Source organism: Shimia haliotis (assembly GCF_900114415.1).
Lineage (GTDB): Bacteria > Pseudomonadota > Alphaproteobacteria > Rhodobacterales > Rhodobacteraceae > Shimia > Shimia haliotis.
The window spans coordinates 50,181-66,653 of record NZ_FOSZ01000004.1 but is presented as its reverse complement, the minus strand read 5'-3'; the positions used below and the strand labels follow the sequence as shown (position 1 = coordinate 66,653).

The window sequence follows — 16,473 nt, the reverse complement described above, 5'->3', positions numbered from 1 at the left end:
GCGTCCCAAAGGGCGCGGCGTTCTCAATTTGGTCCATAGCCTTGACCCTTGTGGCGAAGTGGCCGACAAAAGCAAAAATACTTGCGCCAAAAGGGGAAACCGCTAGGGTGCCCCTCCCGGCAATCGAGAGGACGATGGGATGAAAATCAGTATCGAACGCAGCGTACTGCTTAAGGCAGTGAGCCAAGCGCAGTCGGTGGTGGAACGCCGCAACACCATTCCGATTCTGGCCAACGTCCTGATCGAAGCCGAGGGCGACACTGCGCAGTTCCGCGCCACCGACCTTGATATCGAAGTTGTCGATAAAGCTGCCGCTATGGTCGAGCGTGCCGGTGCCACTACCGTTGCTGCAACCACCTTGCATGAAATCGTGCGTAAGCTACCTGATGGTGCGCTTGTCACTCTGACCGACGATGGCGCATCCGGGCGCCTGACGGTTGAAGCAGGTCGGTCGAACTTCTCGCTCGCCACTTTGCCGCGCGAAGATTTTCCGGTCATGGCGACCTCTGAGTATTCCTCGAACTTCTCGGCTCCCGCGCCTGTGCTTCGCCGTCTGTTCGACAAATCCAAGTTTGCGATTTCCACCGAGGAAACCCGCTACTACCTAAACGGCGTTTACATGCATATTGCCGATAGCGACGGTGGCAAAGCCCTTCGTTGTGTGGCGACTGATGGACACCGGCTGGCCCGTATCGACGCGGATCTTCCAGACGGTGCCATGGATATGCCTGGCGTGATCGTGCCTCGTAAAACCGTGGGTGAGCTGCGCAAGCTTCTGGACGATGACGAAATGCAGATCGCTGTGTCTGTCTCCGAAACCAAAGTCCGTTTCGCGACCCCGAATATCACCCTGACATCCAAGGTGATCGACGGAACGTTCCCCGACTACACCCGCGTTATTCCGCAGGGCAACACACGCAAACTAGAAGTGGATGCGGCCGAGTTCGCCAAGGCCGTTGACCGCGTTGCTACCGTTTCGTCGGAGCGCTCCCGTGCTGTGAAACTGCAACTTGACGAGGACCGTCTGGTACTTTCGGTGAACTCGCCAGATAGCGGTGCCGCCGAAGAAGAACTTGCCGTTGCGTACAATGATGAGCGGCTCGAAATTGGGTTTAACGCGAAATATCTGCTCGAGATTGCTTCGCAGGTGGACCGCGAGAACGCCGTGTTCATGTTCAACTCCGCAGGCGATCCGACTCTGATGCGCGAAGGCAACGACACCTCCGCCGTCTATGTCGTCATGCCGATGCGCGTGTGAGCGAACCAACCAATTGCCAAACAAAAGCCCGGTCACAGACCGGGTACTGCCCGATCCTCTTGGGAGGTTGTTGAGGCATGACCCTCGCTCTGACCCGCCTCTCCCTCAGCCATTTCCGCTCCCACAAAAAGGGCACGTTGGAAACCGATGGCCGCCCCGTCGCCATCTTCGGCCCCAACGGGGCGGGCAAAACCAACATTCTTGAGGCGGTCTCGCTCTTTTCCCCCGGTCGTGGTCTGCGCCGCGCGAGCGCCGAAGACATGACCCGCCGCCCAGAGGCAATTGGCTGGAAACTCGCAGGCCACCTGTCCGCCAACAACCAGATCTCCGAAATCGACATTCGATCCGAGAACGGCGCCGCCCGCCAAATTCAGATCGACGGCAAAGCCGCGCCACAAACGCAACTCGCCCGCATCGGGCGTGTGCTCTGGCTGATCCCCTCAATGGACCGGCTCTGGATCGAAGGTGCCGAAGGCCGCCGCCGTTTCCTTGACCGCACCACGCTCAGCTTTTTCCCCGATCATGCCGAGGTGTCGCTGGCCTATGAAAAGGCCATGCGCGAGCGCAATCGTCTGCTAAAAGACCAAGTGAGCGACGCACACTGGTATGCTGCATTGGAAAAGCAAATGGCCGAAAGCGGCGCGCAAATCCACGCCGCCCGCACCAAGGCGCTGGCCCGCCTTTCAAAGGCCCAACAACAGGCACAAACCGCCTTTCCGGTGGCAGAGCTAGCGCTCCTACAGTCCGAAGGCACCCTGCCCGAAGAGGCAGACGACCTTCGCGAGGCCTTCGCCGAAAGCCGCTTCCGAGACATCGCCGCAGGCCGCACTCTTGTCGGCCCGCACCGCTCAGACTTGATCGGCACCTACGCCACCAAAGGCGTGCCTGCCAAGGATTGCTCCACCGGCGAACAAAAAGCCCTACTTGTCAGCCTCATCCTCGCCAACGCCCGCGCCTTGACCGAGGACATCGGCGCCCCGCCGATCCTATTGTTGGATGAGGTCGCAGCCCACCTCGACCCCAAGCGCCGCGCCGCCCTTTATGACGAAATCTGTGCCCTTGGCGCACAGGCTTGGATGACCGGCACTGAGACCGAACTTTTTGACGCTCTGGGCGGGCGTGCACAGTATTTTGAAGTCACTGACGAAGATGGCATTTCCACGTTCACACTCGCAAGCTGATCCCTGCCGGTATGGGCCGGATTTCTGGCCTCAATCGCGTGACAACCCCCCACAAAACCGCTATAAATTTCCAAAATCAATAAAGGCGGATTGAATGTCTGATAGCGCGCAAAATTCCGAGCAATATGGCGCGGATTCCATCAAGGTTCTCAAAGGCTTGGAGGCGGTTCGCAAACGCCCCGGTATGTACATTGGTGACACCGACGACGGCTCCGGTTTGCACCACATGGTGTATGAGGTCGTGGACAACGGCATTGACGAGGCTCTGGCCAACCACGCCGACCATGTAAAGGTCAAAATTCACGCCGACAGTTCCGTGTCCGTCTTTGACAACGGCCGCGGCATTCCGGTCGACATCCACCCCGAAGAAGGCGTCTCTGCGGCCGAGGTCATCATGACCCAGTTGCACGCCGGTGGTAAGTTTGACAGCAACTCCTACAAAGTTTCCGGCGGTCTGCACGGTGTGGGTGTGTCGGTTGTGAACGCTCTGTCGGTCTGGCTGGAACTGCGCATCTGGCGCAACGGGAAAGAACACTGGGCCAAGTTCGAGCACGGCGATTGCACCGAACACCTGCGCGAAGTGGCGGATTGCGGCGACGAAACCGGGACCGAGGTTCGGTTCATGGCCTCCACCGACACGTTCTCCAACCTGGAATACTCTTTTGACACCTTGGAGAAGCGTCTGCGTGAGCTTGCGTTCCTGAACTCCGGTGTGCGCATTATTCTCGAAGACGAACGTCCCGCCGAGCCGCTCAAGACCGAGCTTTATTACGACGGTGGTGTGAACGAGTTTGTGAAGTACATCGACCGCCACAAAACCCCTCTGATGGAAGCGCCGATCTATGTGAAAGGTGAGCGTGACGACATCGGGGTTGAGGTCGCGATGTGGTGGAACGACAGCTACCACGAAAATGTGCTGCCTTTTACGAACAACATCCCGCAGCGTGACGGCGGCACCCACATCGCCGGTTTCCGCGGCGCGCTGACCCGCACGCTGCAGAAATACGCGCAGGAAAGCGGCATCGCGAAGAAGGAAAAGATCACCTTTACCGGCGACGATGCCCGTGAAGGCCTTACCTGCGTGCTGTCTGTCAAAGTGCCCGATCCGAAATTCTCCAGCCAGACCAAAGACAAGCTGGTCAGTTCCGAAGTGCGCCCCGCGGTTGAAGGCCTATTGGGTGAAAAGCTGTCCGAGTGGTTTGAGGAAAACCCCCAGACCGCCAAAATGATCGTGTCCAAAATCTTGGAGGCAGCCCACGCCCGTGAAGCCGCTCGCAAGGCCCGCGAACTCACCCGCCGCAAAACCGCGATGGACGTGAACTTCCTCGCCGGCAAACTCAAGGACTGCTCCGAGAAAGATCCGTCCAAGACCGAAGTCTTCCTCGTGGAGGGTGACTCCGCCGGCGGCTCCGCCCAAACGGGCCGTGACCGCATGACACAAGCCATCCTGCCGCTACGTGGTAAAATCCTGAATGTGGAACGTGCGCGGTTTGACCGGATGCTCGGCTCCCAGGAGATCGGCAACCTCGTCATGGCGCTTGGCACTGGCATTGGCCGCGATGAATTCAACATCGACAAGCTACGCTACCACAAGGTCGTCATCATGACCGACGCCGACGTCGACGGCGCGCACATCCGCACGCTGCTGTTGACCTTCTTCTACCGCCAGATGCCTGAGCTGATCGAAAAAGGTCACCTCTACATCGCGCAGCCGCCGCTCTTCAAAGTGGCGCGTGGCAAGTCCGAGGTTTACCTCAAGGACCAGTCCGAGCTCGACGATTATCTGGTGAACCAAGGCATCGATGGCGCGGTTCTCAAACTCGGCTCCGGCGCCGAAATGGTCGGCCAAGATCTCGCCCGCGTGGTCACCGAGGCTCGTCAGCTGAAACAGGTGCTCGACGCCTTCCCAACGCATTACCCGCGTCACATCCTCGAACAGGCCGCCATCGCCGGTGCGTTTGTTCCGGGCGCAGTTGAGGCCGACCTGCAAGGCGTGGCCGACAAGGTTGCCGCCCGCCTCAACCTGATCGCGCTGGAATATGAGCGTGGCTGGGCCGGCCGTATCACGCAGGATCACGGCATCAAACTCGCTCGCATCCTGCGCGGCGTCGAAGAAGTCCGCACACTGGACGGTCCGATGTTGCGCTCCGGTGAGGCGCGTAAGTCTGGCAGTTTCACGGAAAGCCTGCAGGAGGTCTATGACACGCCGGCAACGCTGGTGCGCAAAGACCGCAACCAGATCATCAATGGCCCGCTGGACCTTCTGAACGCCATTTTGGCCGAGGGCGAAAAAGGCCTGACGCTGCAACGCTACAAAGGTCTGGGCGAAATGAACCCCGATCAGCTTTGGGAGACCACACTGGACCCCGACGCCCGCGTTCTGTTGCAGGTGAAAGTCGAAGACATGGCTGAGGCTGACGACCTTTTCACCAAGTTGATGGGCGACGTTGTGGAACCCCGCCGAGAGTTCATTCAGAAAAACGCGCTCAGCGTTGAGAACCTCGATTTTTGATGGAAATGGCGGACGCGCGCTTCAATGCGCGCGCTTCCCTCATTCTCGCCTTCGATCCCAAAAACCGCTGTTTGACGTGAAAAAGACGTATCAAGGTGGCTTTTGGGCAAAATTTCCTCGTTTTTGGCGATTTACCGCCTCGGCGGCGGTTGCCAGTGACCCTGTGTTTGTAGCATCAAGCAGTATCCCCACCTGACTGGAGGCGGAGTGTCATTTTCGGCACTTGCAGGCTCTGGCGTTTATCTGTGAAACAGATGCTGACCGAGAAAAACCGACCGTGAAACATAGACACGCGGCGGAAAACAACGGAAAATCCTCATGAAACAATCGCTTCCACTGACAGAGCTTCGCTCCAACACACTCTATAAAGAGGGTGATATCTTCGTCTTGTTTGGCGAACTCTTCGGACGCGGCTACGCCACCGGATTGATAGAGGCCGCCAAGGCTGCTGGTATGACTGTGGTTGGCATCACGGTCGGGCGCCGCGACGAGGACAAATCCTTGCGTGCCCTGACCGCCGAAGAATTGGCGGAAGCCGAGGCCAATCTTGGCGGAAAAATCATCAACGTTCCGCTCATGGCCGGGTTTGACATGGATGCACCAGAAGGCGGTGAGACGCCCACTGATATGCTGGCTGGCATGACGTTGGAGAACTGGCAAGAGTACACGTTGGATTGGGCGCAGGTTGATGTCTGTCGCGACCTTGGGACAGCCCGATTCAAGTCGGCTCTGACCGAAGTCTTGTCACAGCTGGACAGCTTGATTCCGGCAGGTCGTAATGTACTTTTTGCACACACTATGGCGGGCGGTATTCCTCGCGCGAAAGCGTTCATGGCAATCGCGAACCGGATCTACAAAGGCAGGGGTGCACGGCACTTGTCGTCACAGGCTCTTCTAGACAGCGATCTTGGCAAGCTGATCTTGCAAAACTTTGACGAAGTAACCGCCAACAGCTTTGGTCATTTGATTGAGCAAAGCGCATCGCTTCGGACGCGCATCGAAGGCGAAGGCGGTGAGGTGCGGTATTCTGCCTACGGGTATCACGGCACGCGCGTTTTGATTGATGGTGAATACCGTTGGCAAACCTACACCAGTTATACTCAAGGCTATGCGAAAATGCGCCTTGAAGGATTTGCAAAGTCTGCATGGGATCAGGGCATTAAGGCCACCGTGTTCAACTGTCCGGAAATCCGCACCAACTCGTCAGACGTTTTTGCAGGCATTGAGCTGTCTCTGTTGCCGCTGCTGGAGGCACTACGCCACGAGGGTGGTGGAACGTGGACTGATGCGCTTTGGCAGGAGTGCCAGTCGTTGCTTAAAGATGACGTGGCACTTGAGGCTGTGTTGAAGACTGTGCAGGACTATCAACTCGATCCGGCCATGCAGCCATTCTACAATTTCGCTGAGTGGCCGATGGCCAACAGCGCGGAACAGGTCGAAAAGACGGTTGGTACGTCACAGGACATTGTTGGCTTGCACAAGGACCGCAAAGCTTTGGTGAGCGATGTCTTGAGCCAACACGTGGTCGGGGCCACAGGGGCGCTGATTTTTGGCACGCTTAGCCAGCCGGAAGGGCCTGCAATCTGGCTCGATCACGATCATGTCGCCAAACACCTGATTAGCGTCCACTAGGCGAACACCGGAGAAAACCATGACCAAACGTATCGCGCTTTCGAGCGACCATGCAGCTATTGAACTGCGCCAGACAGTCGCAAAACACGTCGAGGCCAAAGGCTTTGAGGCGGTCGACATCGGGCCGACAAGCGCAGAAAGCACGCACTACCCTCTGCATGGTAAAGCTGCAGCAGACTTGGTGGCCAAAGGGGACTGTGACCTTGGGATCATCCTGTGCGGCACCGGCCAAGGTATCATGATGGCTGCCAACAAAGTTGACGGCATCCGCTGTGGCGTTTGCTCGGACACGTTCTCAGCTGCGATGATCCGGCAGCACAACAATGCCAACATGCTGTCTATCGGGGCCCGTGTTGTTGGCGAAGGGCTGGCTTTGGCGATTGTTGATGCCTATTTGGATGCGGAATTCGAGGGTGGCCGCCACGCCACCCGCGTTGACATGATTGAGGATTAAACCTTTTTCTTGTCGTCCACGATGCTCATCTGAGCCTGTCCACTTTGGCCCAGATCAACGGCGGCGAATGCGCCGCCGTGACACATTTGGGCAGAGTCGGTGGAATCCGCCAGCGGTTCAGCGGCCAGAATATCGAGAGCAAACTGTTCGGCGTTGTCGCGTGGCCGATACCCAAGGTGTGACGCCCTTGAGTTGTCCACGGGCGCTCGGTCATTGTCTGACACGCCATAAATCACGCTGAAACCTACCGTCGGTGTGTCGATCGCTCGGGTCACAAGTTGTATCAGGTCATCGTAGCTGAGCCATGTTCCAAGGGCCCGGGCGCTTGTGACTTGGGCGCAACTCAGAATGCGAAGGTGAACTGATTCCAGCCCCCGTTTGTCCCAATACATTTTGCCAAGATCTTCTGCGAAACACTTTGCCAGACCGTAAAACGTATCCGGACGATGGGCGACCTCGGTATCAATGAAATCCTGTTTAGCATGCATCCCAACGGCATGGATTGAACTCGCGTAGACCACGCGCCGCACGCCTTTTTGATAGGCCGCCTCCCACACATTGTAGGCCCCGATAATGTTTGGCCCCAGAATGTCCTCGAATGGCGCCTCATCTCCGATGGCACCAAAATGCACAACCATATCAGCACCCTCCAAGAGAGCATGAATGGCTGAGGCATCTGCCAGATCGGCCTTCACATAGCGTTCACCAGGATAAAGTGTTCCGATGTCTTCAAGTATGTCTGACGACACAAGTTCTTCTGCCAGTTTGGACAGGGGTTCCCGTAGGTACGATCCCAATCGTCCTCCGGCGCCGGTTAAAACAAGTTTTTTCATCATTTCGGTTCCCACGATTCCGGTCTAAATCACAGCTTTCTCGACAAACGGGCGCCCTTGCGCGATCCGCTCGTAGCCAAATGGCGACAGATCCAAGGTTCGATAGCTTCCGTAGATCAGCCACTCCGCTGTGCCACGCCCCATCGCGGGCGATTGTTGCAATCCGTGTCCGGAGAACCCGTTCAGAAACACGAAGTTCTCTACTTCCGGATGTGGGCCCAAAATCGCATTTTGATCCAGTGTGTTGTAGGCATAGTGACCCGCCCATTCTGTCACCACTTTAATGGCTTCAAATTGCGGTATGCGGGTTGCGATGATTGGCCAGACATGATCCTGCCATCGATTGTGGTCCATGTGGAAGTCGTCAAAATCCACCGCTGGATCCGGATCAGCCGCACATCCGGCCAGATAAGATTGCGGACCATCCTGACGAAAATGCACGCCCGTAGGGTCAATGGTCAGAGGCAAGTCGCAGTCCAAGGGATTTTCGGCTGTGAAAATCCACGTGAAACGCTTGCGTGGTTCTACAGGAACATCGATACCCGCCATTTGTGCGGTGCGTGCCGCACGGGGGCCAGAGGCGTTGACGACCTGTCCGCAGGCAATGACCTCGCCAGATTTGAGTGTCACGCTTTCTACGCGAGTGCCGGCTGCGCACTTGGTCATGGCGATAACTTCGTTGGCGACATATTCCACACCGTTTTCCCGTGAGGACCGGCGGAACCAATCAAAGACGCCGCCTCCGTCCCAGTACCCTTCGTCTTTGGTGTTGATCGACCCCAAGACCACGTCTTCGACGTTATAAAACGGATATTCCTCTGCGATCTCTTCCGCGGTCAAAAGTCGGGTTTCCGCTCCGGTTGCCAGTTGCACTTTCTGATTGGTGCGCAGCACATCGGCAAAGCCTTGATTATCGGCAAGATAGAGATACCCATAGTTCTGAATATCCATCTCGGGCACGCGTTCATCACCGCCCATGTAGGAGCGCAAGTTCTTTACAAAGTCTGCGGCGAATTGCGAAATTCGTACGTTTAGCTCCGACGAAAACTGCTGACGCATGCAGGAGTTGGTGTGAGCAGTCGATGAGGTTTCATAGCTTGGGTCACGTTCGACGACCAAAACCGATCCGTTGAAGTCTTTGTTATTGCTAAGAAACCACGCAGTAGACGCCCCCATTATGGCGCCACCTATAATCACAACGTCATAAGACGCCTTCTCTGGCGTGCTCGCAAACCTTGTTGCCATCAAAACTCCTCCCCGCGTCTGGCGCGTGCCAGCACATCTTCTATGTCCCTTTGGGCCATTCCGTATTCCGTGGCCGCAACCCCCGCTGAAATATATCCCAGAGCAAGGTCTCTCCGAACGGCAGTGACCGCTCTCATTTGTGGATCGCCATAGCCCGCACCGCCGGGAAATGCCATCTTCACATTGGCTCCGTGTGGCACAAATTGTTTGCCTTTGCCCTTCATAGCGGTGCCGTCGTCGCGGGCGATTTTTGTGGAGCCACCATGCTTGCCGCCTCTCCGTCCCCTCGCGGGATGGTCCAGCCGGTCAAACATCGCCTGAATGTCGAATTCATGTCCCTCGCGAGCGCCGACCTCCATATATTGCCCTAGCCCGCCGCGCTGTTTCCCTGCACCACCACTGTCGGGTCTCAGTTCTTTGCGCCAGATCACCACTGGCCCGACGTGCTCTGTTGCCTCTACGGGCATCGTCATCACACCCGAAGGAAAGGCGGTGGCATTCATGCCATCCAATGTAGGTCGCGCCCCTGAGCCGCCAGAGTTAAACGTCAACACTTCAGCTCGCACTGCATCTTCCGGTGCCGGAGCATCAGTACGAGGCCTCAGAGACAATTGAAAATTGCACAGGCACCCTGCGCCTTCGGCGGGCACCAGGTTTGGCAACATCTTGTCCAAAGCATCATAGACTGTGTCTGGCACCATGTGCCCTATCACGTGCCGTAAGGCGACTGGGGCAGGGTGCAATGCATTTACGATACTGCCATCGGGCGCGGTGATTTCGAAAGGTGCAAGAGATGCGGCGTTGTTGGGGATCTCGGGCGCAATTGCGCATTTCAAAGCGTAGCAGGCATAGGCTTTGGTATAGACCAGCGGTACGTTGATGCCTTTTTTGTCGAGCCCGCTCGTGCCCTCCCAATCGGTTATGATGCGATCTTTTTCAATGCTGACCGTCACATGCAAATCAATTGGGCGGTCATAGCCGTCGATCCTCATGTGGCCGGTCGCGACACCACTTGGCAGGGCGTTGATCGCCTCGAGTGTCGCGGTCTGTGAATGGGTCAGGATAAAGTCGGAAATCTGAGTCAGATCCGGCAGATCAAACTCTTCAATCATTTCAATCAACCGCCGGTGCCCGATCTCGTTGCAAGTCGCCAGCGCGTGAATATCTCCGACAAGCTGATCCGGCTCTCGGACGTTGCCGCGAATGATAGATACGAGCGTTTGGTCCACGATTCCCCGATCGGCGAACCGCATGATGGGAATATATAGGCCTTCTTCGTGAACATCATTTGCATCGGCACCGAACCCACGACCGCCGATGTCTGTGACATGTGCTGTACAGGCAAAAAAGCCGATCAATTGGCCGTGGTGAAAGGACGGTGTGACCACGGTGATGTCATGTTTGTGTCCAGTGCCTTCCCAAGGATCATTGGTGATGTAGACGTCGCCTTCGGCCATAGTGTCACGTCCGATTCTTCGGATGAAATGACCCACTGCATCAGCCATCGCATTTACGTGGCCCGGTGTGCCGGTGACGGCCTGAGCCAGCATTTCGCCAGCCTCGTTATAGACACCAGCCGACAGATCACCTGCTTCTCTAACGGATGTGGAAAACGCGGTGCGAACAAGAGCTTGCGCCTGTTCCTCGACCACGGAAATCAAACGGTTCCACATCACTTGAAAAACAACCTTGGACAGTTCAGTCATCGCGCTGCTCCTTTGCAAACACCTCGATTGTGCCATCGGAATGCACTCTGGCTGATCGACTTTTGGGAACGACGATTGTGGTTTCGGACTCCGTGACCACCATCGGTCCCGCCTTGGATGCCCCCACTTCGAAGTCGTCGCGCAAAACCACGTCCGCACTCACAAATCCACCTTCGGCAGGATCAAACAGATCACGAACCCCGCTTGCTTTCGGGGCAGACAACGTCGGCGATGTGGTGATCTGCTCAGAGATAGCATTTTTGGTAAAGGCGTTCACAGACCAGACGGTTATTTCCACTTCCATGCCTTCGACCACACGCCCAAACAGCAGGGTATATTCCGTTTCAAACAGGCGCAGGAATGTCTCTGCACCCGGTTCGACAACTTGCTTGGGAGTCAGTGGTACCGGAATTTCCCAACCCTGACCCGCATAACGCATATAGACCCGATGTTCCGTTGCAATCTCTGCGTCTGCGTCACACCCTCTGACAAAGCCGATCGCTTCGGTCGCCATTTCTGAAAACAGCGTCTTGACGGCCAATTTGTCAAACGCCTTGAGGCGCATGAATACAGACCGATTTGCCTCAAAACTGAAGGGGGATTTCAGGAACCCGATGGCGGATCCGACGCCTGCTCCTTTTGGGACCAACAATCTGGAAACGTTTAATTTCTCACACAGCCGTGCCGCATGAAGCGGTGCCGCGCCGCCAAAGGCAATCATTGTATATTCGGAAAGATCCTCTCCGTTCTCAACTGCATGTACCCGAGCGGCATTGGCCATGTTCTCGTCCACCACTTCAGCCACGCCCCACGCGGCTTCTGTGGCGTCCATTTCCAGCCGCGCGCCGACCTCAGATTGCAGCGCTTTCGCAGCTTGGTCTCTGTGAAGTTGGATGGAGCCGCCAGCAAAGTTATCGGGATCCAGCTTACCCATCACCAAATCGGCGTCAGTCACTGCGGGCTTGTCTCCGCCACGCCCGTAGCAAGCTGGCCCGGGTTCGGAGCCCGCACTTTCCGGCCCGACACGAATTTGGTTCATCCCGTCAACATGTGCCAGCGATCCTCCGCCCGCCCCGATTTCAACCATGTCGATCACTGGGATAGAGATCAGCATACCGGACCCTTTTTTGAACCGATAGGTTCGCGCAACCTCGAACACTCTTGCTGTCTTCGGGGTTTGGTTTTTGATCAGGCAAATTTTGGCGGTGGTGCCCCCCATGTCAAAGCTCAGCGCTCTCTGAATTCCGTGCCGCTTTGCAATGTCTGCGGCAAAAATCGCGCCCCCCGCCGGACCGCTTTCCACAAGGCGCACGGGAAATTCCGCAGCGCTTTCCAGCGACATGATTCCACCGCCTGAATGCATCAGAAACACCGGACAATCCGAACCTTGGTCCGCAAGACGGTTCTTTAGGCGCCCCAAGTAGGATGCCATCAACGGCTTGATATAGGCATTGGCAATTGTTGTGTTGAACCGTTCGTATTCGCGCATTTGAGGCGACACTTCACAGCTTAGAGACACATGAACCTCGGGCAGTAGCTCTTCCAAAACCTCGGCCACAAGGCGCTCATGCGTGTGGTTAACATAGGAGTGCAAGAAGCCGACGGCGATGCTTTCGTATTCTGCCTCTTTCAGCTCAACCGCCAGAGCTTCTACCTCGTCACGGTCCAAAGGAAGGAGGACATTGCCCAATGCATCCGTCCGCTCGCGCACCACATACCGACGGTTTCTTGGCAGCAGGGGGGCAGGCAGCGTCAGGTTCAAGTCATATTGCTCAAACCGGCTTTCGGTGCGCATTTCGATAACGTCCCGAAATCCCTCAGTGGTGATCAATGCTGTTTTGGCTCCGCGTCGTTCGATCAGTGCATTGGTGGCCAAGGTCGTGCCGTGGATGATCTGGCCAATCACATCGGGCGCAACTGAAGCTTTGTCGCAAACTTGATGCATACCTTGGATGATGGCGTCTTCCGGCGCACCATATGTGGTCAGAATTTTGGTCGAATACCATTCGCCCCCATGCTCCAACACTACGTCTGTAAACGTCCCTCCGATGTCGACGCCCAATCGTGTCCCGCTTTGAACCATGCCTGCGCTCCCTCGCTTTGCCGTATTAATCTACGGCAAGTGAGGCAATCTCTTCCAATTATTCTTTCAGATCAAAGTGATCGAAAAAATAGATCACACGCTGCCGGCGTCCAAGTTGGCCCAACTCACCTTTGCGGCCAAATCCGCTGCTTGCCGCACGAAGTGAGGTGACGTGTCTTCGAAGCGGGCAAAGAACTGAAGCGCATCGGGACACCAAGGATAGTTCAATGCCACAAGCTTTCCGTTCGACAGTTCCTGCCGGACCATGCTTTCGGGCAAACACGCAACTCCAAGCCCTTCGACTGTCATCTGAATGCAGGCTGACATGTTGGTAGATGGAACCAATCGTGTCGTTTGATTCGGATTTTTCGCTGTATGGGCGCTGATTTGGGTGAACGGAAGCGTGCCCCGCGCATGAGTCAGAATCGGTCGCTCCGCCAAGTCGCCCCATGTCAGTTCTTTATCCCCAAATCCCAACATCGGAGCGCCCACCCAAATATAAGGAAAGCTGCCGAGGGGGCGTTCCTGTGAGGTAGTTCTGCCAAAAGGGCCGCTTTGTAATGCCAGATCAATCGACCGATCAAACAAGGCGTCGCTGAGGTTTGCGGACAAATCTACCATTAAATCGACATCGATGTTCGGGAACTGCTTTTTGAGTGCCGATAGGTAGGGCACCAACCAACTGTGCGCGATCATCTCCGTCACGCCCAACCGAAGCACTCCGTCAAAAAGTAAATCATTGTCTGCGCCGGCGACAAATTCATCCATTGCAGCCAAAACCTGACGGGCTTTGGACAACATGTTCTCACCAAATGGTGTCAGCCGCACCAACCCCGCGTCCCGATCCATAAGCTTGCGGTTCAACTGGGTTTCCAGCGCAGCAATGCGAGCAGAAATGTTGGATTGAGTGGTGTTGAGGCGCTCCGCCGCGCGTCGAAACCCGCCAAGTTCGGCAACCCTAACAAAGGTTTCAAGTTGTTTCAGGTTGATCCGTGCCACTGCGTTACTCCAAAGAGCTCGGGACAGGGCGCGGGAACCGTTTCAACGCTTCCAACACAACACTCCGGCACTGAGCTCCGTCCCAGTTGTCGCCTAAGACCAAGTCAGGCAGCGCACCATGGCGCAGGCGCAGGCGTCGCCATTGGTGCAAAATTACCAACCTCAGAGAGGTGGAGGCCTTTGTTTCCGTTGGAGTAGGCTGTTGTAAGAGCGGGGCCACTGCGTGTGCCAGAGCCTTGTATTCGGTGCAAAGGCCTTCGGGGGCCACGGCCATTTGGGCCCATTCAGGCATATGGATCGGAGCCGGCACTGCCAACCATTCTTCGGGGATGTCGCTTAGTCCGGTAACCAACGCCGAGCGGGGCGTCAAAAGTGCGCTGTCTTTTGGGAGGCGGCCGGAAAATTCCGGTGCGGCGGTTTGCGGGGAGGCGACAACCATCCAAACCGGCGGACTTTGATCTGTTTCTGATCCGTAGATATGGGGCCAAACGCTTTCGGTTTGCGCACGCCCCTTTCGTGTCAGTTGGTGGCGTGAGCGGCGTCCGTCCTTGGTTGTCTCGACCCATCCATCATTGCGCAACCTATGTACTGCGACCCGAAGTGCTTGATTGTTGATACCCATGGGTGCCACCAATGCATCAAGTTGTTGAGCGCTCAGGCTGTCGCTTTTATCGCGCAATAGATCGCCCATGACAGTCACGACCACTGACCAGACTTTGATCGGTCCCAGTCCGGCGATTTTGGTAATATTTTCTTTTAGGTCAGAGGCTTCCAAGTGCCTGTCTCCATTGGGCTTTGCCCTCTCACACTAGGCGAGCGGCACGCTGGGCTCAAGGATGACAGTCACTGAATGACACGCGACGTCACAACTCCGCGGGCTTGCGGCCCCCAAAGGTCCACCCCAAACTAACGCCAAATACTGGGACGGTGTCAGGAGGAGGGCCCATCCATGTGGAACGGACCGAAGGTCACAGCGGCAGATCCTGCGTTTGCCGACAATCGCGCAGCAATGTTGGCTGCAATCGGTGAATTGCGTGCCTTGGAAAATCGCACAGCGCAAAAATCGGAGGAGCGGCGCGCGCGGTTTGAGGCACGTGGCCAGATCACACCGCGGGATCGACTGGCGCGGCTACTCGATCCGGGTGCGCCGTTCTTACGTCTGCACAGCCTTGCAGGTTTCCTGGCCGACAAGAAAGGGCCGGAGGAGTCCTTGCCTGGCTCCACGTTTATCATGGGTATCGGCGTGGTTTCCGGCGTACGCTGCATGATCGTGATTGATGATAGCGGAATCAACGCCGGCGCGCTCAGCCCGAAATCGTTGCAAGCAATGTTGTCCGCACAAGAAATTGCGCTTCGTCAGAAGTTGCCGTTTTTGCATTTGGTGGAAAGCGCAGGCGCCAATCTGATGAATTATCAGGTTGAGGATTGGGCACTTGGTGGCGGGGTTTTCCGCAACCTTGCCAAACTTTCAGCGGCCGGATTGCCGACAATCGCTGTGCTTCATGGCCCTTCGACCGCCGGTGGTGCCTATATGCCGGGACTGTCAGACTATGTCATCGGGGTGAAGAAAAACGGCATGGCTGCGCTTGCGGGGGCTGCGCTGGTAAATTCGGCGACTGGTGAAGTGGCCAAGGACTCGGATTTGGGAGGTGCGGAGATGCATGCCACCAAGTCGGGGCTGGTGGAATACCTTGCGGATGATGACATCCATGCCATTGCGCTCGCGCGCCGCGTGATGGCGCGACTGGATTGGAACCGTGATCTGGCGGCGTTGCCAGTACGGGAGTTTTCCGAGCCGGAGTATCCAATAGAGGATGTCGCGGGGATTGTGCCCGCTGATTGGTCTACGCCATATGACGCCCGTGAATTGGTCGCGCGGCTTGTGGATGGGTCCGAATTTGATGAATTCAAACCTGGATTTGGCGCGGCCACTCTCTGTCTGCAGGCACAGGTTCACGGCCACACCATTGGCATACTCGCCAACAACGGCCCGATTGATCCGGCGGGTGCAAATAAGGCCACTCATTTCATCCAAGCCTGCGATCAGGCCGGCACGCCTCTTGTTTTCCTCAATAATACAACGGGTTACATGGTAGGCACGGCCTATGAGCAGGCCGGCATGATCAAACACGGTTCCAAAATGATCCAGGCTGTCGCCAACACACGGGTACCAAAGCTGACGTTCTACTGCGGCGCGTCCTTTGGCGCCGGCAACTATGGCATGTGCGGTGTAGCCTATGAGCCCGATTTCCTTTTTGCTTGGCCCAACTCCCGCTCTGGCGTCATGGGGGGCGCACAGGCGGCCAAGACCATGAGCCTTGTGGCGCGTGCAGGAGCCGCGCGCAAAGGCGTTGAAATTGACGAAGACCGAGTGGCGCAACAGGAAGCCGCCATTCAGAACCTCTTTGATGCACAATCTTCGCCCTTCGTGACTTCAGGAAAAGTGCTGGATCACGGCGTCATTGATCCACGAGATACACGCAAAATCATTGCGTTTTGTCTCGACACATGTGCCGAAGCGCGCCGTCGATTGGTGAATGAAAATGCCTTTGGCGTAGCAAGGATGTAGC

12 protein-coding genes are annotated in these 16,473 nt (G+C 56.5%); 6 read left to right on the top strand and 6 right to left on the bottom strand.

Translation table 11 applies throughout. The features are described 5' to 3' along the window. Positions 1-139 precede the first annotated feature (139 nt). The 5 genes from dnaN to rpiB all read left to right on the top strand — a co-directional run bounded on the left by dnaN (position 140) and on the right by rpiB (position 7,037). On the top strand, positions 140-1,258 hold the full coding sequence (gene dnaN, locus BM069_RS10970) for a DNA polymerase III subunit beta (RefSeq protein ID WP_093323696.1): 1,119 nt from the start codon (positions 140-142) through the stop codon (positions 1,256-1,258). A 77-nt stretch (positions 1,259-1,335) separates the two neighbouring features. Then, a complete protein-coding gene (gene recF / locus BM069_RS10965; RefSeq protein WP_093323694.1) occupies positions 1,336-2,439 on the top strand; it encodes a DNA replication/repair protein RecF in 1,104 nt (367 codons plus the stop codon). A gap of 94 nt (positions 2,440-2,533) precedes the next feature. Next, complete coding sequence (gene gyrB, locus BM069_RS10960) at positions 2,534-4,951, top strand: DNA topoisomerase (ATP-hydrolyzing) subunit B (protein WP_093323693.1); 2,418 nt, start codon at positions 2,534-2,536, stop codon at positions 4,949-4,951. 318 nt (positions 4,952-5,269) lie between these two features. Further along, complete coding sequence (locus BM069_RS10955) at positions 5,270-6,583, top strand: enoyl ACP reductase FabMG family protein (protein WP_093323692.1); 1,314 nt, start codon at positions 5,270-5,272, stop codon at positions 6,581-6,583. 19 nt (positions 6,584-6,602) lie between these two features. Next, positions 6,603-7,037, top strand: a complete 435-nt coding sequence (gene rpiB / locus BM069_RS10950; protein WP_093323691.1) for a ribose 5-phosphate isomerase B — start codon at positions 6,603-6,605, stop codon at positions 7,035-7,037. Here the strand turns inward: rpiB and BM069_RS10945 are convergent. From BM069_RS10945 to BM069_RS10920, 6 genes are all read right to left on the bottom strand, one after another. Beyond that, positions 7,034-7,870, bottom strand: a complete 837-nt coding sequence (locus tag BM069_RS10945) for an NAD-dependent epimerase/dehydratase family protein (protein WP_170846733.1) — start codon at positions 7,868-7,870, stop codon at positions 7,034-7,036. The genes rpiB and BM069_RS10945 overlap by 4 nt on opposite strands. 24 nt (positions 7,871-7,894) lie before the next feature. Beyond that, positions 7,895-9,115, bottom strand: coding sequence for an NAD(P)/FAD-dependent oxidoreductase (locus BM069_RS10940; RefSeq protein WP_093323688.1), 1,221 nt, complete (start codon positions 9,113-9,115; stop codon positions 7,895-7,897). Next, positions 9,115-10,821 carry a hydantoinase B/oxoprolinase family protein gene (locus tag BM069_RS10935; RefSeq protein ID WP_093323686.1) on the bottom strand — a complete coding sequence of 569 codons (1,707 nt, stop codon included), beginning with the start codon at positions 10,819-10,821 and terminating at the stop codon, positions 9,115-9,117. Before BM069_RS10935 ends, BM069_RS10940 begins: the two co-directional genes overlap by 1 nt. Next, positions 10,814-12,904 carry a hydantoinase/oxoprolinase family protein gene (locus BM069_RS10930; RefSeq protein WP_093323685.1) on the bottom strand — a complete coding sequence of 697 codons (2,091 nt, stop codon included), beginning with the start codon at positions 12,902-12,904 and terminating at the stop codon, positions 10,814-10,816. The genes BM069_RS10935 and BM069_RS10930 overlap by 8 nt, the downstream gene beginning before the upstream one ends. Before the next feature lie 93 nt (positions 12,905-12,997). Further along, entirely contained in the window at positions 12,998-13,903 is a 906-nt protein-coding gene (locus BM069_RS10925; RefSeq protein WP_093323683.1) for a LysR family transcriptional regulator, read from the bottom strand. Between the two features lie 4 nt (positions 13,904-13,907). Beyond that, entirely contained in the window at positions 13,908-14,678 is a 771-nt protein-coding gene (locus tag BM069_RS10920; protein WP_093323681.1) for a PaaX family transcriptional regulator C-terminal domain-containing protein, read from the bottom strand. A 174-nt stretch (positions 14,679-14,852) separates the two neighbouring features. Between BM069_RS10920 and BM069_RS10915 the strand changes: the two genes are divergently transcribed. Beyond that, on the top strand, positions 14,853-16,472 hold the full coding sequence (locus BM069_RS10915) for an acyl-CoA carboxylase subunit beta (protein ID WP_093323679.1): 1,620 nt from the start codon (positions 14,853-14,855) through the stop codon (positions 16,470-16,472). Position 16,473: the final 1 nt, after the last annotated feature.